The following is a 21632-nucleotide window of genomic DNA, read 5'->3' on the forward strand; positions in this document are numbered from 1 at the left end:
GATATTCTTTATTAATATTTGGTTTTTTTGGTGTAACAATTTTACAAACTAAAAATGGCTTGAAAACAGATTTAACCAAAAAAGTGTGCAAACGTTCCCAAAAACGTACTTTTGACGTTTATTAAAAATCCCTAGTAAAATCCTAAAAGAGATATTTTTTGTAACTTGTGTGCAAGTACAAGAGATGAGATTTGAAACTTCAACTATAAAAGATATTGCCAAAGCTTTAGGACTTTCTACGTCTACAGTTTCGAGAGCTTTGAGAGACCGCTACGAGATTAGTGAAGAAACAAAAAAAGTAGTTCTGGCCTATGCCGAAAAAGTAAATTATCGGGCCAATCCAATTGCCCGTAGTTTAAAGGAAAGGAGAAGTTATTCTATCGGAATTATTGTTAGTGAAATTGCAAATAATTTTTTCTCACAGGTGATAAATGGCATGGAGTCAATCGCTTACGCAAAGGACTATCATGTTATTATTTCTCAAAGTCACGAATCTTTTAAGCAAGAAAAGCTGAACGTTGAGCACCTTGCATCTCGTTCTATTGATGGTTTGCTTATCGCATTATCGTCAGAAACGCAAGATGTTAGCTACTTAAAAGATTTGTACCAAAAAGGTTTACCAATAGTTTTTTTTGATAGAGTACCCGATAATTTCGAAACGCACAAAGTGATTGCCAACAATTTCAAAGGCGCTTTTGATGCAACTGAACATTTAATTTTATCAGGAAAGCGAACGGTTGCACACCTTACCAATTCAGAAACACTCTCGATTACCAAAGAGAGATTGACTGGATACAAAGCTGCCCTTGCAAAATATCACATAAATTTTAATCCCGATTTGGTAAAATATTGCCAACATGGTGGTATGCACAGTGCCGAATTAGAGGATGCCGTAAAAGAATTATTGCCATTTAAACCTGATGGAATTTTCATCTCAAGCGATAGGTTAACTACTGGTTGTATTATGGCTTTAAAGAAAAGCAGTCCTGAAATAGCACATAAAATTGCGATTGCAGGTTTTACAAACTCGAATTTGGTCGAGCTATTTAGCCCGTCGCTTACCTCAGTAAAACAACCTGCCTTTGAAATGGGACAAGTTGCAACTGAATTATTAATCTCCATGATTGAAGCCAAGAGACCAATTACCGAATTTGAAACGAAGGTTTTGGATACGGAATTAGTTAGAATGCAGAAAAATGTTGGCAATCCTTTCCTATAATCTATAAAACCAATTAAAGTTCAAAGCCTAAAACTCTTTTACTTACCTTTGCAAAATGGTAGAAATCATTTTAAAGAGAGGCAAAGAGAAAGCGGCAATTCAAAGACATCCTTGGATATTTTCTGGAGCGTTAGAAAAAGTAAAGGGGAAGCCCGAAAATGGTGGTGTTGTCAAAGTTTTTGCTTTCGATAATGAATTTCTAGGTTATGGCTATTTTAATAGCAATTCTCGTGTTGCCGTTCGCCTTTTAGAATGGGATGAAAACCAAACGATTGACAAAGCATGGTATCAAAATCGCTTAAAACAAGCCATTGCATCACGCCAGTTTATCTTAAATGAAAAAACCAATACCTGCCGTTTAGTTTTCAGCGAAGCTGATTTTTTGCCTGGTCTTATTGTAGATAAATACGCCGATTTTCTTTCCTTACAAATATTAAGCTCTGGAATTGAAAATGTAAAAAACGACTTGGTTGAAATTTTAAAAGCAGAGCTTAACCCAAAGGGAATTTTTGATAAAAGCGATGCAACCGCCCGCGGACATGAAGGTTTGCCAATTGAAAACGGTTTGCTTTGGGGAGAAAATCCACCAGAATTTTTAGAAGTAAAAGAGAACGGAATTTCGTACCATATTAACATCGCCGAAGGACAAAAATCAGGCTTCTACTGCGACCAAAGAGACAATAGAAGTATTTTAGCAAGTTACGCCGGAGGCAAAAAAGTTTTAGATTGCTTTAGTTATAGCGGAGGCTTTACTCTAAATAGTCTTGCTCAAAATGCAAAAAGTGTAACCAGCGTTGATAGTTCTGCCTTAGCTATTGAAACTTTGAAACAGAATATCGCTTTAAACAAGTTCGATGAGAGCAAAGTTATGGCCATTCAATCTGATGTAAATAAACAATTAAGAGTCTTTAAGGAAAGCGGTGAATTGTTTGATGTAATTGTGTTAGACCCCCCGAAATATGCGCCATCTCGTTCAGCACTAGATCGGGCAGCAAGAGCCTATAAAGATTTAAATCGCTTAGGCATGTTGCTTTTAGAAAAGGGCGGTTTATTGGCAACTTTTTCTTGCTCGGGCGCCGTTGATATAGAAACTTTTAAACAAATTATTGCCTGGGCTGCGCTTGATGCAGGCAAGGAAGTTCAAATTATAAAACAGTTTTGCCAACCAGAAGACCATCCTGTTCGTATTTCTTTTTCTGAAGGAGAGTATTTGAAAGGGTTGCTGGTAAGGGTTTTGTAAGAAAAAATGCCACGGGAATATAGAATGCACGGAAAAAAATTCCGTGTTAATCCGTGTTTCCGCGGCAAGTCAAATCTTTAAATCTTCTGTGAACTTTCAAATTTATCATACTCGCCTTTCCAGGCATAGTAACCAAAAATCATTAATCCCAAGCTAATTGGTAAAAAGATAAACAGAATAATTGCCCACTGCAAAATGGTATTGGTTCTTTCAATATCAGAATGTGCTAAACCAACTTTATCAATTGCCTGAATAAACAGAAAAGTCATCGCAACTGGGCCTAAAATCATCCAAATTAAACCTAAAAATTTCTTCAACGTATTCATAAAAAATATTTTAATCGTTAATGTTTTCGTCTGCTTTATTTGATAAATAAACCGTTCCAATAATTAAACTCAAAGTCGCTATCCCAATAGGATACCAAAGCCCGGAAAGTGGTGTTGAACCGGCAAAACTTGCGATTAGAGTTGCTATAAACGGGACCAAACCACCAAATACACCATTGCCAATATGGTATGGAAGCGACATTGATGTATAACGAATTTTTGTAGGAAAAAGCTCAACCAAAAATGCTGCAATTGGTCCGTAAACCATAGTTACCAATAATATCTGAAAGAAAATCAGCCCTACAAATTTCCAAAATATCGGAGTGGGCAAAACCTTAACTTTCAGTACATCAGCAGCTGGTAAAATGCCCTTTTCGGCAGAAACAGTATCTGTTTGAACCTCTGTAAATTGCATTCCATTGGCCAATTTTACATTGGTTTCAATCGTTCTTAAACTATCGCCCAAATTTGAAAGTGCTGTCAGTTTAGCCGGGTTCTTCGTATTTGAAATCACGGCAACATCCTTATAACGCTCAACACTAGTATCATCTAAAAAAGTTTGATAAATCGGTCTGTAGAAGATAATACCAAGCAACATTCCACTGAGCATAATCCATTTCTGTCCAACTTTATCGCTCCATGCACCAAAAACAACAAAGAATGGTGTTGCAAAAGCAATTCCCCAAAGTAAAATATACCTAGAGTCGTTAAAATCGAGCTTACAAGTGTTTTCTAAGAAAGACTGTGCATAAAATTGTCCGGTGTACCAAATAACGCCTTGCCCCATTGTTGCACCAAACAAGGCAAGCAAAACCATTTTAAAATTTGCCTTATTATTAAAACTATCTTTCAGCGGATTTTTAGAAACCTTACCTTCAGATTTAAGTTTAGAAAACATCGGCGATTCGTGCATCTTCAGCCTGATGTAAATTGAAACAACAACTAAAAGGATAGATAGTAAAAAAGGAATGCGCCATCCCCAATCGCTAAATACATCAGCCCCCAAAATATTTTTAGTAATTACAATTACCCCAAGCGAAAGAAATAAACCTAAGGTTGCAGTGGTTTGAATCCAGCTAGTAAAAAACCCGCGTTTATTTTTTGGCGCATGTTCGGCTACGTATGTGGCAGCACCTCCGTATTCTCCACCCAAAGCCAAACCTTGAATTAAGCGCAATATCAAAACTAAAATTGGAGCGGCATAACCAATCGTTTTGTAAGATGGAATTAATCCGATGAGAAAAGTAGAACCGCCCATTAAAACAAGCGTTAACAAAAAAGTATATTTCCGGCCAATTAAATCGCCTAAGCGGCCAAATACTAAAGCACCAAAAGGGCGAACAATAAAACCCGCAGCAAAAATTGCAAGTGTGTTGATTAGCGCAGAAGCACCAGCATCCTCAGGGAAAAGCTGGTGACCAATAATTACCGCTAAACTACCAAAAATGTAAAAATCGTACCACTCTATTAGCGTACCTAGAGAGGATGCACCAATAACTTTGAAAATATTATTCTTCGGGATTACTTCACTCATAAAAATGGATATTTGGTTTTCTAAGGTAAACATTTGTGCTCCAAAACAATAAAACCCTTTATCATTGATTTAAATTGTTACAAATAAAACATTTCAGCTTTACTTTTGTATTTTCATACGGAAAAATAGATATATGCTTTTAATACAAAACATCAGATTAACGAGAATATTAAGAAACACCTGGCAGGTAGATTTGATAATGATTGCATCATGCACCGGAGCGTATCTGGTTCGCGAGTATCTAATTGCACATCACTTCGAAATTCCATCTATAATACCAACCGTTTTGGGTACAGCGATTGCATTTTTTATCGGCTTTAATAATAACCAGGCTTACGATAGATGGTGGGAAGCTAGAAAAATTTGGGGCGCTTTGGTTAACGATTCCCGCTCCTTTGCCAGAAATTTAATTAACTACGCCGAAGATGACAAAGTGATTGTAAAAAGAATGGTGTACAGACATATCGCTTTTCTTTATGCGCTAAAGGCAAGTTTAAGAGATACTGTTGACGAAATCTACATTAAATATCTTGATGAAGCTGACCATACAGAAATGCTGAAACATAAAAACATGCATAATGCGCTATTAAACATTCAATCGAGAGACTTGCAGAAACTGTCAAAATCTAACACCATAGATGGATTTAAGTTTATCGAGATTAATGAAATGCTGGTCCGCTTTTCTGATTCGATGGGTATGAGTGAGCGTATAAAGAATACCATTTTCCCAACAACTTACAGCTACTTAACAAAAGTATTTATCTGGTTATTTGTAATGACATTTACCTTAGTTATCAGTCAATCGGCGGGAGTTTATTCTATATTTTTAGGCTGGTTAATTGGCTTTGTGTTTGTATCAACACAAATAAACGGCATGAGTTTAGTAAATCCATTTGAAAATAATTCTGCTGGGGTACCACTAAATTCTATAACCAGAACGATAGAAATTAACCTATTGCAAATGCTTGAAGAAGAAAACATTCCCGATCCGGTGAAGCCGATTAATGATGAATATATTCTTTAATTTTTATGCTGAAGTTTCTTACCAATAAAGATGAATATTAAAGAAAGCATCCAAAATATAACCAAAATAATCAGCGTATTTAAGATTGCCTTAGGATAGCCCAATGTTACAACATTGATAAAAGGGTATGGATATTCTTGAATCATTGCCCCCCTAATAATAGTCATTAGCACGTAACACAAAGGATAAATAAGCCATACAAAGGCTTGTTTATACCTTAGCTCCGATTTATCCACAAACAACAACCAAAAACCCAAAAACAGCAAGGGATTTATTACATGCAAAAGCTCGTTAGCAGTTGCATGCAAACCGTGTAACTCTACTAATCCGCGAAGCGATACATTATATATTATTCCAACAACCAATATGTAAATGGTTATTGCCGTTATTGTTGAAGGTTTTGAGAAAAATTTACCTAATATACTTTTATTAAATAATAGTATTGAAGTTAGACAAATCGCACACAGTATATTGGTTAAAACTGTAAAGTACGATAAAAATATTGCCATCGTTGCTATTATATCGCCAGATTTCATATCCAAACTCAGCTTAAATTGCAAACCGATCGCTAACCAGATAATTAGTGCAGAAATTACTAAATAAGCCTTTTCAAATCCTTGAGATTTCATAATAAATATTGAGGGAAAATTTAATACAAGGCAAAAAAAATGCTTACCCTAAACAAGATAAGCATTTTTAATATATAAAGTTTTTTATTCCTTTGGCGTATTTCTGAGTTTAACTGGCTTTTTATTTCCTATATTTTTTTTCATTTTTAAGTTCAGCATCTCTACTAAAACTGAAAACGCCATTGCGAAATAAACATATCCTTTCGGGATGTGTTGGTCTAATCCTTCGGCCAATAATGAAACGCCAATTAACAGTAAAAATGAAAGTGCAAGCATTTTGACCGTTGGGTGGTTGTTTACGAATTTACTGATTGCACCAGCCGAAAACATCATAATGATTACCGCAATAACAACCGCAGCAATCATAATTTCTATATGCTCTGCCATACCAACTGCAGTAATTACTGAATCGAGTGAGAACACAATATCCAAAATCAAAATCTGAATAATCGTTGCCCAAAACGAGTGCTTTTTAACATTTCCCTCTTCATCTTCTTCGCCCTCTAATTTATTGTGGATTTCGTGCGTGCTCTTGTAAATCAAAAACAAACCACCAATAATCAGAATTAAATCACGACCCGAAATTGCCAATTTCTCAAACCATTCTCCATCGGCTATGCCTATCCAACTTCCAATATTAAATAATGGCGAAGTTAAGGTCATTATCCAGCTTAATGACAAAAGTAATAATACCCTGGTTATCATCGCCAAACCTAAACCAAGTTGTCTGGCTTTTTTCTGTTGATTAACTGGCAATTTGCCCGATAATATTGAAATGAAAACGATATTATCTATACCTAAAACAATTTCGAGAACTGTTAAGGTTAATAATGAAATCCACGCCTCGGGCGTACTTAAAAAATCCATAGTTTGTTAAAATGATAGTGCTAAGATATTAAAAAGAACATGCTTTTAGGCAGTTACATCCTTATAAGTATTTGAACCCTAACTTAAACTATTTTGTTTTGAAGTTGACAGGATATTCAGCCAAAGGGTAGCCATCAACGGATTTAAAACCTCTGCCTGTGATTAACATTTCATAAGCCTGATTAGGTTTAAGCTCTATTTTAAATTTCAAGCTCTTGTTATCTTCAGCAAAACCTAAAGATTTTTTAATCGGGAAAGTTTTTTCACCGCCTGCACCAAAACTAATCGACATTCTATTTTTATCCATCGGTTTAGAGAAAAAGATGGTCATTTCGGTTATGGTCGATTCAACATTGTTATCACCATTATTAAAAGGCCCAATGTGTGTAACTACAGGTTTTTGCTTTTGGTAAGCGTTTACTATCTCTTCCTTGTTAAATCCTTCGGCAAAGTAATTGGTCTTTTTTAGAAAACTTTCAACTACCTCATCGTTGCCATAATCCAACTCTATTAATTCTTTTATTGCAGCTTGTTTATTTTCCGCTTTATCGTAATAATCTTTACAAATAGAATAGCCCATGTAATAACCCAAATCTCCTACTCCAAATTGATTAGAATTTCCATTATAAAGCCATCCGCTAAATTCTGGCAAAAACATTTCGGCTTTAAACTTTTTCTTTAGCAAATCATGGTTGGTTTTACCATAAGACATGTAAGGCATTGAAGGAACTTTTCCAGTTATTAATTCGGCAACAAAATCCGCCGTTCCTTCAAAAACACATTGCGCTAATAAGGTATTTCCGTTTCTTTTTTCTTGTGTATGCACGTATTCATGCATATTTAAAAGCACAATATCTTTAAAGGGATTTGTTCCAAAATAGGTATTGAGCCAGTTTTTAGTATTTTGTGGCAATTCAGAAATGTCTACATCCAAATCACCAGTTGCAAGTTCGGCACCAATCAAAACTTTATCGCCTTGCGTTGTACCGCCAGAACGCATTGCGCCTATACAGAAATAAATACTCGCTGGTTTTAGCTCCGGATATAGCTTCTTAAACTTTTTTAGGTATGGATTAAACTGTGTACTTAAGCTTTTTACCTTATAAGTTTTCGCACGAATAGATGCCCAATATTTTGGATATTTACGAATACAATCTAGCCAGGCAACAGTTGTATATCCCTTGGCTTCCATAAATGCTTTCAATCCTGGTGTTCCCTTATCTACATATTTTGTTTGCAGAATATCTAACTGCTTTAAACTATCAGTTGTGGTTTTAAGTTCATCAAAGGTTAGCCAAAAATTATCAATATCTGTAGTTACAATGGTTTGTTTAGGTTGCTGCGCTATCGCCGATATCGCTAATAAACTGGAAATTAATAATGCAAGAAAAGACTTCATAATTTGATTAAAAAAAAGCCTTGTCTCAATTAAGAAACAAGGCCCTATATACTTTACTAAATTTATTTAAATACTACTGAGCCATATTCAGACTTTATAGAAATGTTTGCATTTCCGCCGCCACCAACTTTCCCGCTATATCTTTTTGTTTGGTCGTAATCGCCACTGGTTTTACTTGCTGATACGTTTGAACCATACTTGAAGCCTGCATAAGTTGTAGTCACATTCAGATTGCCCGCATACCTATCATTAAAACCTACGCCAACACCAACATATTCGCCATCAAAAGTTAAGGTTTTACAAGCTGGCGTAACTTCAGCAATACTAAGACTGTTATAACTCATTGTAATATTAGCATCGCCGTTTAAAGCACCTAACGAAACACCTGTATATTCGCTTCGTAAAGAAAGTTTACCAACACTGGCTAAGGTTAAGTTGCCATATGCTTGTTTAATTACGGTGTTTCCTTTTACATTGTTGATTTTAACTTTTGCATATTCGGCGTTTAGTAATAAGTTGCCTCCAATATTCCCAACCGTTAAACCCGAACCATATTGCACCTTTAAATCGGCCGATTTACGAATTGTATTGATGTTAACGCCAACATATTGTGCATCTAAATCAATCGTATTAATTGCACCGATGCTTACACCACTACCATATTGGTGTTTTACAATTGCATTGTTCAAATCCTCAATTGTTGCCTTTCCGTATTGAACATTGATGTAATTATTGTTATTTGATAAATTTCCGGCAGTTAAATTTCCATATTGTACTTTTAAAGAAGTTGGACCAGAAAAATCGCCCAAATCTACATTACCATATTGTTGTAAAACCGTTAAAGCATTAACTGTTGGCATGTAAACGGTATAATTTACCTTTACTTCTCTTCTCCAGGTTGTAACACCATTTTTTACGTTTCTGCCATAGCGACCGCTTCTATCGCCTACATTAGTTTTAAAGGCAACAACATCGCCATTTTTAGTGGCGTCGATGCTTACTTCGTCAATTAATTTCTGGGCATCACTATCTGATGTACTATAAGCTTTAATGTCAACATCAACTTTTACTTCTTTTTTGTCCCAGGTTTTAATCACCATCGAACCATATTGGTTATTCAGGTTAACTTTATCACCATTATCAACACTAAAACTTTTGCTGAAAGATTTAGAGCGTTCGCTATCGCCCCCGGTTTCCTGCGGATCATTCGTGTTAATATTAATAACAGATGAAACATTTGATGTTGTTTTCGTATTTACAACAGCATAATTTGAATTAGCAGTTGTAATAGATATGTTTTGCTGAGCGTAAGTTTTTACGGCGATTGAAGCCACGAAGGCCAAAAGTATTGCTTTTTTCATGTTGTTAATTTTTATAAAACACCATTACTTAAACCTGCCGGCTGGCTTAAGCTTTAATGTTATGAGCGCATGTTTTTTTATTTATTTCTTTTTGCTTTGATCTTTATGCTTTAACCTCTATTCCTATATCTGGTTAACCCTTTTATAATCATCAACCTGGTTTATAATTGATAATTGTTGTTTCAATAAATTTAACTGAAGCTCGCGGTTTTTAACCATTGCCTTAACTACAAATAGTTGGTTTGGTGTGGTTGGCAATTCTGCTTTCAAACGTTCGTAATCTTCATCAAGTTTCTTTAAATCGGCAGTAAATTTTTTGTACAAATCCGGATTTGCAGAAGCGAAAATCGCCAAACTATCTCTCTTCTCGGTAATTAAACTGGTAAACTGAATTTCCCTTTTGGCGGCGGCTGCATTTACATCAGCAATTTCAACATCCAGGCTTTGTGTTTTACCCCTATATAACCAAACTAACCCGAAAACAACTACAATTGCTGCCGCTGTGCTCATCCACAAATACAACCTTTTGGATTTTACCTGTTTTACAGGTTTCTGCTCATCTAATTGCTTTTCAATTTTTGCCCAAAGTGCTGCCGATGGCTCCATTACATCGAAAGCCTTTCGGTTATCTTTAACAAATGTTTCTAATCTATTATTCATCTCTCATCCCTTTCATTTCTAAAATACTCTTCAATTTCTTTTTCGCTCTCATATATTGTGTGCGACTTGTATTTTCACTAATTTTTAAAATATGCGATATTTCTTCATGGTCGTAACCTTCAAGCAGGTACAAACTCAACACCACTCTGTAACCATCAGGCAACTGCGTAATGGCTTTTCTAATTTCATCAGCTTGTAATAAAGTTTCATGCTCATCAAAACTCACTTCATCAGGCACTTCACTTATTTCATCTGTACTCACAAATTCCATTTTGCGTTTACGCAAATAGTTAATGGATTTGTTAATTACAATCTGCTTCAGCCACAAACCAAATGTTGTTTCTTGCCTAAAATCAACAATTCTGGTAAAAGCATCTAAAAACGATTCTTGCAAAACATCTTCTGCTTCCTCTTCGTAATTTAAAATGCGCAGAGCCACATTATACATTGCCTTGGCATACAGTTTATACAATTCAAACTGCGCTGCCCGGCTACCCTGCATGCATTCTTTTACTAATTCAAGATTTTTATCGATGTATACCGTCTCCAAAATTTTGTTAATTCTGATTATAAGACATATGAGATTTTAAAACGTTGCATCAAGGTAGAAAAAAAATAAAAAACTTACCGATGCCTATTAGCTCTTTATTTTTAGAAAAGCAATTGCAGTAGCTTTTAGGTTTATGCAGCCCCGCTTTTCGTTGCAATCTTTTTTAACTTCTGTCAATTCTCGAAAATTTCGTCATTGCGAGGAGGCACAACGTGGCAATCTTTCTCGGAAATCCTTCAAAAAAGTATTTTCACTACAATCGGGTTTATTTTACAAAGGTTAATCGCAAATAAGTCAAAACCCATTACAAAATCAAAAGTATTGTGGAAAAGGAATCGCCAATTCATCTTAAATTTGAAATCACTAAAACAAAGAATTAACTTCATACTATGGAAACTGATTTGATAATTTCGGAGATAGACGCGATACATAAGAGAATTGACCAGGCATTGGAACAAAAAGATAGTAATATTTATCTTTTTAATTTTGATGAAGAAATCGCTTACAAAAAAGCAGACGGAACCATACTTACCAAAGCCGATTTAACGGAGGAAATTAAAAGATATTTTAAAAACCTAAAATCATTAAGCACTTCGCACTATCGAATTAAATCATCTTTCGATGATGACACATTTACCGAAAAAATTGCCAGAAAATCGGTTGTACAACAAAGCAATTTGCTTTTTTTCTCCAAAAGAAAAACCACTCAAACAGAAGAAATTTATCAGTGGAAAAAATTTGGTAATGAATGGAAAGCCGTATCGGTTGAAATCACACTAGAAGAGAACTATTAAGCTTTGCAATTCAGATTCCGTGTTTTCTGTGCTTCCGTGGCAAAAAAACAACACCAAAATTATCAGTAAATCTTCTATTCAAAACTTTAAAACAAAATCGGTATTTTTGCCGCTCAATTTAGATTACAATATATGTTAAGAACAGTAACTTGTGGTGCACTAACCCTTAATAACTTAGGCGAAAGTGTAACCCTATGTGGATGGGTACAAAAATCAAGAGATTTAGGCGGCATGACTTTTATAGACATTCGCGATCGTTATGGCATTACACAGTTGGTTTTTAACATGGACGATAATCGTACGCTTTGCGAAACCGCACGTACGCTTGGTCGCGAGTTTGTAATTAAAGCAACCGGAACTGTTGTTGAACGCAGCAACAAAAACCCAAAAATGGCAACTGGCGATGTAGAGATTAAAATTACTGCATTAGAAATTCTTAACGCGGCAAAATTACCTCCATTTTTAATTGATGATGAAACCGATGGTGGTGATGAATTGCGCATGAAATATCGCTATTTAGATTTACGTCGTAATCCGGTTCGCAATAATTTGGTTTTACGTCATAAAATGGCACAATCGGTTCGCCGTTATTTAGATGCTTTAGATTTTATCGAAGTTGAAACTCCGGTTTTAATCAAATCTACGCCAGAAGGTGCAAGAGATTTTGTTGTGCCTAGCCGCATGAACGAAGGTGAATTTTATGCTTTACCTCAATCGCCTCAAACTTTTAAGCAATTGCTTATGGTTTCTGGTTTCGACAGATATTTCCAAATTGTTAAATGCTTCAGAGATGAAGATTTAAGAGCAGACCGTCAACCGGAATTTACACAAATCGACTGCGAGATGTCATTCATCGAGCAAGAAGATATATTAAACACTTTTGAAGGTTTAATCCGTACTTTATTTAAAGAAGTTCGCAATTACGATTTACCTGAAGTACCACGTATGCAATATGCAGATGCAATGCGTTTATATGGTTCTGATAAACCAGATACGCGTTTTGACATGCAATTTGTAGAACTTAATGACTTGGTAAAAGGCAAAGGCTTCCCGGTTTTTGATAATGCAGAGTTGGTTGTTGGAATTAACGCCAAAGGTGCTGCAAATTACACCCGCAAGCAACTGGATGAGTTAACAGACTTTATTAAGCGTCCGCAAATTGGTGCAACAGGTTTAATTTATGCTCGCCATAATGAAGACGGCACAATTAAATCATCAGTAGATAAATTTTTTAACGAAGAAGATTTAAAACAATGGAGTGAAACATTTGCAACTGAAAAAGGCGATTTAGTTTTGATTCTTGCAGGCACAATAGATAAAGTGCGCAAGCAATTAAATGAGTTACGTTTAGAAATGGGTAACCGTTTAGGCTTACGCGATAAAAATAAGTTCTCAGCACTTTGGGTATTGGATTTCCCACTTTTAGAATGGGATGAAGATACTGAACGTTACCATGCGATGCACCATCCTTTTACTTCTCCTAAACCGGAAGATATTGCCTTGTTAGATACCGATCCTAAAAATGTTCGTGCAAATGCTTACGATATGGTTATTAACGGAACTGAAATTGGCGGTGGCTCTATTCGTATTCATGATAGAGCGTTACAAGCATTAATGTTTAAGCATTTAGGCTTTAGTGCAGAAGAAGCTCAAAAACAATTTGGTTTCTTAATGGATGCTTTCGAATTTGGCGCACCTCCACATGGTGGTATCGCTTTCGGTTTCGACCGTTTAACCTCAATCTTTGCAGGTTTAGATTCGATTCGTGATGTGATTGCATTCCCTAAAAATAACTCTGGAAGAGATGTGATGATTGATAGTCCAAGCACGATTGACGAAAAACAATTAAAAGAACTTAAAATCAAAACGGATTTGTAGTAACATCGTCATGCTGAACTTGTTTCAGCATCTCTAAAAAGACCCTGAAATAAATTCAGGGTGACGAGAACTTAATAATAAAAAAAGCCACTTACCCTGATGTTAAGTGGCTTTTTTTATTAGTTCACATTAAAAACTAATGAACCAATGACTAATGAACAATTGATACCAATGAACTAATAAGTTTCGCTATCTGGCGGAATGCCATAATCGACAAATTTCTTATCTTTTTTATCTTTCTTTTTACCAAACCAGCCTTTAACAGAATTAAAAATTGCTGATATATGTTCTGCATCAAGCGATTTACCAACTTTACCGGAAACTAATCCAACAGCTGCTTTTGTTAAGAAACCTGCCCCTCTAAAAAGAGTTTTATTCATAAACATTGGTAAAAGCAAAGACATTGCAGTTCCGCTTAAATTTAGCTTATCATCAACTTTAAAAATATTACTTGGTGTTGCATATTTTTTAATCAAAGCACTTAATGTAAATTGTTGTGCATATGCTTTTACATCAGCTTTTAGCAAATTCTCTTTTAAAGTATATTCAACTTTCAGTTCCAGCTTTTTAGCTTGCAAATCTTCTAGAGTGCGGATGTTTTTATAACTTTTCATCTTCTTCCTCCTTATCTGCTAACTTATCAAAATACTTACGAACAGCAACATTAATAATTGCCTTTTCGATATATTTATCCTTTGTTGCGTAAACGATTACTGCCAATAAAATATAAATTAATGATACACACCCAAAACCTCGGGTAAAACTTCCCAGCACATCAGACAGAAAGAGTGCTAATGTAACTGAGCCAAATAAAAACGCCAGAATAAAGCAAACAATAACGGCTGTATTTGTAACTAAATCGGCAAAAATTTTGGATACTTTTTCTACCAGATAAAGCCTGGTAAATTCTATTCTAGCCTCCAAATAGCCTTTGGCATCGTCAACAATATCTTCGATACTTTTTTCTTTATTTTCTTGCATAGTTTAGATGGGTAAATGAACCGGATGCAAGAAACATCCGGCTTAAAAAAATTTTATGCGTGCTCTACGTCGTCGCTATATTCTTCTTCAACACTTCTCAATTTAGTTTTAATTGAGCTTACAACTTTTTCTTTTAAGCTAGAAAGGTTGTTAATTTCATCGGCAGCTTTATCGCGGATAGAATCACCTAAATCTTTTAACGATTGGCTTAATTTATCACGGGTTTCTTCACCTTTTTCTGGTGCAAATAAAATTCCCAACGCGGCTCCTGCAGCTAATCCTGCTAAAAGGGCAACTACAACTTTTGAGTTATCATTCATAATTATCTATTTAAGGGTTTAACATTACAATATAACTGCGCTATATTATTTTACGTTAAGCTATAAATTATAACTCATTTTGCTCATTATTTGTTTTAATTCTTTCTAATCTTTCTGATGCCAGTGTACTGGTTTCATAAATTTTAACGAGCAATATAAAATAAGACAACAACAATGGACCAAATACCAGCCCAAGTATTCCGAATAAAGGGATACCAATAATTACGCCAATTACCGTTATTATTGGATGTATGTTCCCAACTTTTTTTGCGATGATAAATCTTAATACATTATCGATGTTGATGATAACTACAAATCCGAAAATTAACATCGCCCAACCGGCAAAATTATTACCGTTTGCAATTTGAAATATTGCAGCGGGCACAAAAACAACGGGCGGCCCTAAAACCGGTACAAATGATATAAATGTTGTGATAACGCCCCAAAACACCGGGTCTTTGTATCCTAAAACAAAAAAGGATAAGCTAACTAACGAACCTTGAACCAAACAAATTAAACCTTGGCCGATAACATTTGCATAAGTTGTGTTTCGCATTTCGTCGCCAAATCGCAAAGCATTTTGTTCGCGAAGCGGAGCATATTTTATTAAAGATAATTCGAATTTTTTACGTTCGATAAGCATAAAGTACAGTAAAAAGTACATCACCAACAAACTCAGTATAATATTTATTGCACTCGAAATTAATGATGGAAAGAGTTGTGTAGCCCAGTTTCCCAACCTATTCATTCCATCCTGAATTAAGCTTTCGTTAACCTTAAAGGGAATCAGATGCTGAATTTTTACCAATAAATTTCTGAAGAAGATCTCGTTGTTTTTCAGTTCAGATATTTTACTTATCACCATGCTGCTCAAGGCATAAAACGGCAAAATTATCAACACCACACTAACCGCAATAATAAGTATGGCAACAAATCTTTTATTCCAGCCTTTAACTTCTGCCAGGTAAATGTAACCCGGACGCATAATGGTGTAAAGTACAAGCGTACTTAGTATTGCACTGAAAATGCCTTGCAGAGAATATGCAATTAAAAGCCCAAGTGCTATTATAATAACAAGGTTTATATTATTGCGCTGCTTATAAGAAAATACGGACATGGCTGTATTGTTTGGTACTTTCTAAATGCAAAAAACACATTAATTGTTTTTGCAGATTTAAGATTTAATCTTGGTCGTCAATCTTAATTGCTTTGATTTTATTATACAGGGTTTTTCGATCGATATTTAAGATTTTTGCGGCTTTGGTTTTATTAAAATTTACTTCTTTTAAAACCCTCAATATGGTATCATATTCTGCTTCTTGTGCTGCATTTTTTAAATCTTTAGGTTTATCACTCTGCTTAAGTTTAATTTGAGTTAAAACTTCTTCACGATCGTAATCCCTTACATAGTTTGATAATTCCAATGGCAAAACATCAACCTGAATTTCATTGCCTTCTGTTAATAAAGCAACACGTCTGATTACGTTTTTCAATTCACGAACGTTTCCAGGCCAGTTATAATTTAAAAAGCATTCTTTAACAGCAGCAGAAAAACCTTTGATTTTCTTTCCTAATTCTTCATTTGCAACAGCTAAAAAGTTTTCGGCAAAAACCAAGATATCCTTACCACGTTTTTTTAATGATGGAATATGAATTGAAAATTCATTAAAACGATGGTACAAATCTTCCCTAAATGTTCCTTTAGAAATATTTTCGACCAAATTCTCATTGGTTGCAACAATTATCCGAACATCTAAATCTATTTCCTTTGTGCTGCCGATGCGTTTAACTTTACGCTCTTGTACTGTTCTTAAAAGCGTAGCCTGAATTTCGTAAGATAAATTCCCGATCTCATCTAAAAACAAAGTACCGCCGTTAGCCTGCTCAAAGTGACCAATTTTGGTATATAAAGCGCCAGTAAATGCACCTTTTTCATGCCCAAAAAATTCGCTACCGGCTAGTTCTTTTGTTAAAGAACCGCAATCCATCGCAATAAATGGCTTATCTTTTCTTAAACTATTTAAGTGGATGGTTTTAGCCACATATTCTTTACCTGTACCGCTTTTTCCGGTTAAAATAATGCTGTAAGATGTTGGCGCAATTAAATGGATCTGTTTGAGAAGCGTTTTAGAAACATCGCTCATTCCATCAATATAATCACTATGATTGATGTACTCCTGTTCAGCATTTTTATTGTTCTTGTTAGTATTGTTTTTACCAACGTTTTCGTTTAAAGCACGTTGAGTTTCGAGTGCTTTATTAATCGTATTGAGAATCTCATCGGGATACAGCGGCTTTGTGATATAATCGTAGGCACCTAATTTAATTAATTCAACGGCAAGCTTGATGTCGCTGTATCCAGTAATAATTATAACACCTGTTGTTGGATAGTTTTCCTTTATTTTGATTAAAATTTCTTTACCATCGGTGTCATCCAATCGATAATCACATAAAACTAAATCGAAGGTATTGCTCGTTAGAATATCCATCGCAGCATTACCCGTAATTGCATGTTCTACCTCAAAGCCATTTCTAGTTAGAAATTTCGATAATAAGAGGCCTATATTTACCTCATCATCAATTATTAATATCTTCTTTTTCATATGTGAGAATCGTAGCACATAATTAGTTAAAAAAAATGATATTGGGAAATTTTCTCTACAATATGACGAGAATCCTATTCGAACTAATAAGACATTTACTTCCCTTTAAATGCTGCAGCTCTTTTTTCAACGAAAGCCTGAACACCTTCTTTAAAATCTTCAGTTTCAAAACATTGACCGAAAGTTTCAATTTCAATAGCATAGCCAGTATGATTAAGCGATGCATTTGTGGCTTTAATTGCACCAGCCACCGCAAGTGGCGCTCTTTTTTTAACGAAACCAAATATTTCTTCTGCTTTGCTTACCAAATCTGCTTGTGGCGTAACATAATTCACCAAGCCGATTTTTTCAGCTTCCTGAGCTGTAATCATATTTGCTGTGATAATCATTTCTATGGCTTTACCTTTCCCGACCAGTTGGGTAAGCCGCTGTGTACCTCCGTAACCAGGTATTAGACCGAGCGTAACTTCGGGCAAACCCAATTTGGCATTATCCGAAGCAATTCTGATGTGACAAGCCATCGCTAATTCTAACCCCCCGCCTAAAGCAAAGCCGTTTATCGCCGCAATAAATGGTTTTGAAGAATTTTCAATCGCGTTAAAAACATTTTCTTGTCCTTGCTTTGCCAATTCTTCGCCTTGCTTTCCGTTATAATCAGAAAACTCTTTTATATCAGCGCCAGCCACAAACGCCTTTTCGCCAGCTCCTGTAATAATTACACCCCTAACTTCATCAGTTTTACCTGCAAACTCAACAACATCAGCAAGTTCTGCTAATGTATCTTTGTTCAATGCATTTAGTGCTTTTTCACGATTAATCGTAACGTATAAAATGTTCTCTTTTACTTCTGATATTAAATTTTGATATGCCATGGTCTAAAAATTTCTATTTTCTGAAACCCAATTTTGAATATATTCTACAATGCTTGCCATAGTTGTTCCTGGTGGAAATAATTCTCCAACACCTAACTCCGCAAGTTTTTTTCTGTCTGGTTCTGGAATGATTCCGCCGCCGGTTAAAAGCACATCATCAAGTTGTTTTTCTTTCATAAAATGAATAATTTTTGGAAAAACCGTCATGTGTGCGCCAGACAATATTGAAACTCCAATGGCATCAACATCCTCTTGCAATGCGGTATTAACTACCATTTCGGGTGTTTGCCTAAGTCCTGTATAAATAACTTCCATCCCGGCATCGCGAAGCGAAGTTGCAATTACTTTTGCCCCCCTATCGTGTCCATCAAGCCCAACTTTAGCCACCAAAACGCGTATTGGCCTGTTTAATACTTTGCTCATAATGAATATTAAGTTGATGTAAATGTATCGATTTTTGTTCTTCGTTTTTTGCTTTTCCTTGTTAGATATTCGTATCTCGCTTTCCGTCTTATCTTCTATTAATGAAAAACGATAAACGAATAACCAATAAACCCATATTCATTACTAAAATCCAATCAATCTTTTTACATTTGCATTCCTAATTTACAGGTTTTTATGAGTGAAGAAAAGTCATTGAACTTTATTGAAGAAATTGTTGAGAACGACTTAAATAGTGGCAAGTATGAAACTTTGGTTACGCGTTTTCCGCCAGAGCCAAATGGTTATTTACACATTGGCCATGCTAAAGCGATATGCTTAAACTTCGGACTAACACAAAAATACGGCGGTTACACCAACTTGCGTTTTGACGATACCAATCCGGTTACGGAGAAAACAGAATATGTAAACAGCCAGCAAGAAGATATTAAATGGTTGGGTTTTAACTGGAAAAACGAGTTATATGCATCAGATTATTTTGATGAATTGTATTCGTTTGCAGTAAAATTAATCGAAAAAGGTTTGGCTTATGTTGATGAAAGCACAGCTGATGAAATTGCAGCTTTAAAAGGTACACCAACTGAACCTGGAAAGGATAGCCCATATCGTAATCGCAGTGCAGCAGAAAATTTGGAGATTTTCACCAAAATGAAAAATGGCGAATTTGCTGACGGCGCTTACATTTTAAGGGCAAAAATCGACATGGCAAGCCCGAATATGTTAATGCGTGATCCAATTATTTATCGTATTAAACATGCTGAACACCACCGCACAGGAAATAAATGGTGTATTTACCCAATGTACGATTTTGCGCATGGACAAAGCGATAGTATTGAAAACATCACCCATTCTATTTGTACTTTAGAATATGTTTCGCACCGCGAATTGTACGATTGGTTTATTGAAAAGCTAGAAATTTTTCCATCAAAACAATATGAATTTGCCCGCTTAAACCTTACTTCTACCGTAATGAGTAAGCGCAAGTTGCTTCAATTGGTGAACGAAAATTTGGTAAGCGGTTGGGACGACCCACGCATGCCTACAATTTCTGGTTTACGCAGAAGAGGCTTTACGCCAAAAAGTGTTCGCGAGTTTTGTGAGCGTATTGGTATTGCCAAACGCGAAAATTTAATCGAGTTAAGCTTATTAGAATTTTGTATCCGTGAAGATTTAAATAAAACGGCTAACAGAGTTATGGCGGTTTTAGATCCGATTAAATTAGTTATCACAAACTACGAAAAAGGTACGGAAGATTTAATTGGAGAGAACAATCCGGAGGCAGAAGATGGTGGCGGCACCCGCATTATTCCATTTAGCAAAGAACTTTGGATTGAACGTGAAGATTTCATGGAAGTGCCTGCAAAAAAATGGTTCCGTTTAGCACCTGGTGCAATGGTTCGGTTAAAGTTTGCATACATTGTTAAGTGCAATGATTTTGTTAAGGATGAAAACGGAAATGTAACTGAAATTCATTGTACTTACATTCCTGAATCTAAAAGTGGAAGTGATACTAGTGGTATTAACGTAAAAGGCACAATCCATTGGGTGAGCGCACAACATGCTAAAACTGCAGAAATTCGTTTATACGATAGGTTATTTACTTCTGAAACTCCAGATGCAGAGGAAGGCGACTTTAAGGATTATTTAAATCCGGAGAGTTTAACAATTCTACCAAATGCTTTTATAGAACCAGCTTTAGCTGATGCGAATCTAGAAAGTCGCTACCAGTTTATCCGCAAAGGTTATTTCTGCTTAGATAAAGATTCTACAACCGATAAATTGGTTTTTAATAGAACCGTTACGCTGAAAGACACATTTAAGAAACCGAATTAAAAGTCTTGCTTTTGTTTTAGAAACACGGATAAACACAGATTTATCCGTGTTTTTTTATGCACTCGTCATTCCCAATTCAATTGGGAATCTTAATGCAACAAAATGCGGCGCTTTAAGATTCCGCCTGCGCGAGAATGACGACCATTAAAAACCTAATATTTTAAATACAGATTATAAAGCACCAAAATATCTACAGGCGTAAGTTTTTTGCTGATATCCGTTTGAATAAAATGAATTTTAAAAGCTTCGATTGCAGCGGGTAAATTTGTGGTATTGTAACCGATGTATCGCAAGGCTTTTTCTGTATCTAAATCTGCAGGTGGGTTTTTCAAAATCTGATCGTACCAGAAACCGAAACCTTTATCGGCTAACTTTTTCCAAGGGAAATTTTTAGGATCGTTCTTGCGTCCGGGTGCAATATCTGCGTGCCCGATAAAATTTGCAGTTGGAATATTATAGGTTTTCTTTAAGGTTGCTAAAAGTTTTATTAAGCTATTGATTTGTGCATCTTGCCAAACATCACCAACTCCATTATTATCTAACTCAATACCAATTGATGAAGAATTCAAATCGGTATCTTTCCCCCACTTACTAATTCCGGCGTGGTTTGCACGCAAATAATCGTTAACCATATGCACAACTTTTCCATCTCTACTAATTACATAATGCGCACTTGTACCCGCTTTTGTAGAGTGAAATGTTTTAATCGTCTGGTTTAAACTATCTTGAGCGGTGTGGTGAATGATTACAAAATTCGGCTTTCTGATGCCAAAATTTACCGATCCGACCCATTGCTGATTTGGAGCACCTAAAGAATCGTATAACTGACCTGCAGGAGGAGTTGCCTTAATAATTTCTGAAAAACCTTTTGCTTTCTCCTTGTATACCTTTTCAGTAGCGGCATATTTATTGGTTGTACAAGAGGCTATAAGCATGGTAGAAACCAAACAAAAAGAAGAAGAAAATTTTGAAATTTTAAACGAAAACATATTTGCTTTTGTTAATATGGTAAAGCAACAAAGTTATACTAAACTTCAGGCAATTCATCAAAATTATTCAAAGCTTTTAAAAATTACTAATTTAGCACCATTATCTATTTAA

23 protein-coding genes are annotated in these 21632 nt (G+C 35.5%); 7 read left to right on the forward strand and 16 right to left on the reverse strand.

Translation table 11 applies throughout. The annotated features are described in order from the left end of the window. Positions 1–184: 184 nt before the first annotated feature. Positions 185–1219 (forward strand): LacI family DNA-binding transcriptional regulator, encoded by a 1035-nt coding sequence (locus R2Q16_RS14810; RefSeq protein ID WP_316738020.1) that lies wholly within the window; start codon positions 185–187, stop codon positions 1217–1219. A 55-nt stretch (positions 1220–1274) separates the two neighbouring features. Next, on the forward strand, positions 1275–2459 hold the full coding sequence (locus tag R2Q16_RS14815; protein WP_316738021.1) for a class I SAM-dependent rRNA methyltransferase: 1185 nt from the start codon (positions 1275–1277) through the stop codon (positions 2457–2459). Between the two features lie 77 nt (positions 2460–2536). On the opposite strand, the gene R2Q16_RS14820 is transcribed toward R2Q16_RS14815, so the two are convergent. Together R2Q16_RS14820 and R2Q16_RS14825 are read right to left on the reverse strand one after the other, a co-directional pair. Further along, a complete protein-coding gene (locus tag R2Q16_RS14820; RefSeq protein ID WP_316738022.1) occupies positions 2537–2785 on the reverse strand; it encodes a DUF6814 family protein in 249 nt (82 codons plus the stop codon). Positions 2786–2795: 10 nt separating this feature from the next. Next, complete coding sequence (locus tag R2Q16_RS14825; protein WP_316738023.1) at positions 2796–4319, reverse strand: MFS transporter; 1524 nt, start codon at positions 4317–4319, stop codon at positions 2796–2798. A gap of 133 nt (positions 4320–4452) precedes the next feature. On the opposite strand from R2Q16_RS14825, the gene R2Q16_RS14830 reads away from it, so the two are divergent. Continuing rightward, on the forward strand, positions 4453–5343 hold the full coding sequence (locus tag R2Q16_RS14830) for a bestrophin family protein (protein WP_316738024.1): 891 nt from the start codon (positions 4453–4455) through the stop codon (positions 5341–5343). On the opposite strand, the gene R2Q16_RS14835 is transcribed toward R2Q16_RS14830, so the two are convergent. The 6 genes from R2Q16_RS14835 to R2Q16_RS14860 all read right to left on the reverse strand — a co-directional run bounded on the left by R2Q16_RS14835 (position 5340) and on the right by R2Q16_RS14860 (position 10761). Then, positions 5340–5879, reverse strand: coding sequence for a Pr6Pr family membrane protein (locus tag R2Q16_RS14835; protein ID WP_316738025.1), 540 nt, complete (start codon positions 5877–5879; stop codon positions 5340–5342). The two genes, R2Q16_RS14830 and R2Q16_RS14835, sit on opposite strands and share 4 nt — an antisense overlap. A gap of 177 nt (positions 5880–6056) precedes the next feature. After that, a complete protein-coding gene (locus R2Q16_RS14840) occupies positions 6057–6839 on the reverse strand; it encodes a TerC family protein (RefSeq protein ID WP_316738026.1) in 783 nt (260 codons plus the stop codon). An 88-nt stretch (positions 6840–6927) separates the two neighbouring features. Then, complete coding sequence (locus tag R2Q16_RS14845) at positions 6928–8238, reverse strand: DUF2268 domain-containing putative Zn-dependent protease (RefSeq protein WP_316738027.1); 1311 nt, start codon at positions 8236–8238, stop codon at positions 6928–6930. Between the two features lie 62 nt (positions 8239–8300). Continuing rightward, positions 8301–9599, reverse strand: a complete 1299-nt coding sequence (locus tag R2Q16_RS14850; RefSeq protein ID WP_316738028.1) for a hypothetical protein — start codon at positions 9597–9599, stop codon at positions 8301–8303. A gap of 123 nt (positions 9600–9722) precedes the next feature. Continuing rightward, the gene (locus R2Q16_RS14855) at positions 9723–10259 is read right to left on the reverse strand and encodes a hypothetical protein (RefSeq protein ID WP_316738029.1); all 537 of its coding nucleotides are present in this window, start codon (positions 10257–10259) and stop codon (positions 9723–9725) included. Next, positions 10252–10761, reverse strand: a complete 510-nt coding sequence (locus tag R2Q16_RS14860) for an RNA polymerase sigma factor (RefSeq protein WP_410478163.1) — start codon at positions 10759–10761, stop codon at positions 10252–10254. Before R2Q16_RS14860 ends, R2Q16_RS14855 begins: the two co-directional genes overlap by 8 nt. A gap of 437 nt (positions 10762–11198) precedes the next feature. Here R2Q16_RS14860 and R2Q16_RS14865 point away from each other — a divergent pair, with 437 nt between their 5' ends. Together R2Q16_RS14865 and aspS are read left to right on the forward strand one after the other, a co-directional pair. Further along, positions 11199–11603, forward strand: coding sequence for a hypothetical protein (locus R2Q16_RS14865; RefSeq protein WP_316738030.1), 405 nt, complete (start codon positions 11199–11201; stop codon positions 11601–11603). A 132-nt stretch (positions 11604–11735) separates the two neighbouring features. After that, positions 11736–13481, forward strand: coding sequence for an aspartate--tRNA ligase (gene aspS, locus R2Q16_RS14870; protein ID WP_316738031.1), 1746 nt, complete (start codon positions 11736–11738; stop codon positions 13479–13481). A gap of 176 nt (positions 13482–13657) precedes the next feature. On the opposite strand, the gene R2Q16_RS14875 is transcribed toward aspS, so the two are convergent. The 7 genes from R2Q16_RS14875 to R2Q16_RS14905 form a co-directional block, all read right to left on the reverse strand. Beyond that, positions 13658–14095, reverse strand: a complete 438-nt coding sequence (locus R2Q16_RS14875) for a hypothetical protein (RefSeq protein ID WP_316738032.1) — start codon at positions 14093–14095, stop codon at positions 13658–13660. Continuing rightward, positions 14082–14462 carry a phage holin family protein gene (locus R2Q16_RS14880; RefSeq protein ID WP_316738033.1) on the reverse strand — a complete coding sequence of 127 codons (381 nt, stop codon included), beginning with the start codon at positions 14460–14462 and terminating at the stop codon, positions 14082–14084. Before R2Q16_RS14880 ends, R2Q16_RS14875 begins: the two co-directional genes overlap by 14 nt. 53 nt (positions 14463–14515) lie before the next feature. Continuing rightward, positions 14516–14782: a YtxH domain-containing protein gene (locus tag R2Q16_RS14885; RefSeq protein ID WP_316738034.1), complete on the reverse strand. Its 267-nt coding sequence runs from the start codon at positions 14780–14782 to the stop codon at positions 14516–14518. A 67-nt stretch (positions 14783–14849) separates the two neighbouring features. After that, positions 14850–15899, reverse strand: coding sequence for an AI-2E family transporter (locus tag R2Q16_RS14890; protein WP_316738035.1), 1050 nt, complete (start codon positions 15897–15899; stop codon positions 14850–14852). A 64-nt stretch (positions 15900–15963) separates the two neighbouring features. Next, positions 15964–17385 (reverse strand): sigma-54 dependent transcriptional regulator, encoded by a 1422-nt coding sequence (locus tag R2Q16_RS14895; protein WP_316738036.1) that lies wholly within the window; start codon positions 17383–17385, stop codon positions 15964–15966. A 95-nt stretch (positions 17386–17480) separates the two neighbouring features. After that, on the reverse strand, positions 17481–18257 hold the full coding sequence (locus R2Q16_RS14900) for an enoyl-CoA hydratase/isomerase family protein (RefSeq protein WP_316738037.1): 777 nt from the start codon (positions 18255–18257) through the stop codon (positions 17481–17483). A 3-nt stretch (positions 18258–18260) separates the two neighbouring features. Next, entirely contained in the window at positions 18261–18680 is a 420-nt protein-coding gene (locus R2Q16_RS14905) for a cobalamin B12-binding domain-containing protein (RefSeq protein ID WP_316738038.1), read from the reverse strand. A gap of 195 nt (positions 18681–18875) precedes the next feature. On the opposite strand from R2Q16_RS14905, the gene R2Q16_RS14910 reads away from it, so the two are divergent. Next, positions 18876–20531, forward strand: coding sequence for a glutamine--tRNA ligase/YqeY domain fusion protein (locus tag R2Q16_RS14910; protein ID WP_316738039.1), 1656 nt, complete (start codon positions 18876–18878; stop codon positions 20529–20531). Between the two features lie 152 nt (positions 20532–20683). Here the strand turns inward: R2Q16_RS14910 and R2Q16_RS14915 are convergent, their stop codons facing one another. Continuing rightward, positions 20684–21466, reverse strand: a complete 783-nt coding sequence (locus R2Q16_RS14915) for an N-acetylmuramoyl-L-alanine amidase (protein ID WP_316738040.1) — start codon at positions 21464–21466, stop codon at positions 20684–20686. On the opposite strand from R2Q16_RS14915, the gene R2Q16_RS14920 reads away from it, so the two are divergent. Next, positions 21465–21632 carry a hypothetical protein gene (locus tag R2Q16_RS14920; RefSeq protein ID WP_316738041.1) on the forward strand — a complete coding sequence of 56 codons (168 nt, stop codon included), beginning with the start codon at positions 21465–21467 and terminating at the stop codon, positions 21630–21632. The genes R2Q16_RS14915 and R2Q16_RS14920 overlap by 2 nt on opposite strands.

It is taken from the genome of Pedobacter aquatilis, from assembly GCF_032678425.1.
Classification (GTDB): domain Bacteria; phylum Bacteroidota; class Bacteroidia; order Sphingobacteriales; family Sphingobacteriaceae; genus Pedobacter; species Pedobacter aquatilis_B.

Coding starts and splice junctions, on each gene's coding strand:
- R2Q16_RS14810 (WP_316738020.1), top strand. CDS start 185: ATGAGATTTGAAACTTCAACTATAAAAGATATTGCCAAAGCTTTAGGA.
- R2Q16_RS14815 (WP_316738021.1), top strand. CDS start 1,275: ATGGTAGAAATCATTTTAAAGAGAGGCAAAGAGAAAGCGGCAATTCAA.
- R2Q16_RS14820 (WP_316738022.1), bottom strand. CDS start 2,785: ATGAATACGTTGAAGAAATTTTTAGGTTTAATTTGGATGATTTTAGGC.
- R2Q16_RS14825 (WP_316738023.1), bottom strand. CDS start 4,319: ATGAGTGAAGTAATCCCGAAGAATAATATTTTCAAAGTTATTGGTGCA.
- R2Q16_RS14830 (WP_316738024.1), top strand. CDS start 4,453: ATGCTTTTAATACAAAACATCAGATTAACGAGAATATTAAGAAACACC.
- R2Q16_RS14835 (WP_316738025.1), bottom strand. CDS start 5,879: ATGAAATCTGGCGATATAATAGCAACGATGGCAATATTTTTATCGTAC.
- R2Q16_RS14840 (WP_316738026.1), bottom strand. CDS start 6,839: ATGGATTTTTTAAGTACGCCCGAGGCGTGGATTTCATTATTAACCTTA.
- R2Q16_RS14845 (WP_316738027.1), bottom strand. CDS start 8,238: ATGAAGTCTTTTCTTGCATTATTAATTTCCAGTTTATTAGCGATATCG.
- R2Q16_RS14850 (WP_316738028.1), bottom strand. CDS start 9,599: ATGAAAAAAGCAATACTTTTGGCCTTCGTGGCTTCAATCGCCGTAAAA.
- R2Q16_RS14855 (WP_316738029.1), bottom strand. CDS start 10,259: ATGAATAATAGATTAGAAACATTTGTTAAAGATAACCGAAAGGCTTTC.
- R2Q16_RS14860 (WP_410478163.1), bottom strand. CDS start 10,761: ATGCAGGGTAGCCGGGCAGCGCAGTTTGAATTGTATAAACTGTATGCC.
- R2Q16_RS14865 (WP_316738030.1), top strand. CDS start 11,199: ATGGAAACTGATTTGATAATTTCGGAGATAGACGCGATACATAAGAGA.
- aspS (WP_316738031.1), top strand. CDS start 11,736: ATGTTAAGAACAGTAACTTGTGGTGCACTAACCCTTAATAACTTAGGC.
- R2Q16_RS14875 (WP_316738032.1), bottom strand. CDS start 14,095: ATGAAAAGTTATAAAAACATCCGCACTCTAGAAGATTTGCAAGCTAAA.
- R2Q16_RS14880 (WP_316738033.1), bottom strand. CDS start 14,462: ATGCAAGAAAATAAAGAAAAAAGTATCGAAGATATTGTTGACGATGCC.
- R2Q16_RS14885 (WP_316738034.1), bottom strand. CDS start 14,782: ATGAATGATAACTCAAAAGTTGTAGTTGCCCTTTTAGCAGGATTAGCT.
- R2Q16_RS14890 (WP_316738035.1), bottom strand. CDS start 15,899: ATGTCCGTATTTTCTTATAAGCAGCGCAATAATATAAACCTTGTTATT.
- R2Q16_RS14895 (WP_316738036.1), bottom strand. CDS start 17,385: ATGAAAAAGAAGATATTAATAATTGATGATGAGGTAAATATAGGCCTC.
- R2Q16_RS14900 (WP_316738037.1), bottom strand. CDS start 18,257: ATGGCATATCAAAATTTAATATCAGAAGTAAAAGAGAACATTTTATAC.
- R2Q16_RS14905 (WP_316738038.1), bottom strand. CDS start 18,680: ATGAGCAAAGTATTAAACAGGCCAATACGCGTTTTGGTGGCTAAAGTT.
- R2Q16_RS14910 (WP_316738039.1), top strand. CDS start 18,876: ATGAGTGAAGAAAAGTCATTGAACTTTATTGAAGAAATTGTTGAGAAC.
- R2Q16_RS14920 (WP_316738041.1), top strand. CDS start 21,465: ATGGTAGAAACCAAACAAAAAGAAGAAGAAAATTTTGAAATTTTAAAC.
- R2Q16_RS14915 (WP_316738040.1), bottom strand. CDS start 21,466: ATGCTTATAGCCTCTTGTACAACCAATAAATATGCCGCTACTGAAAAG.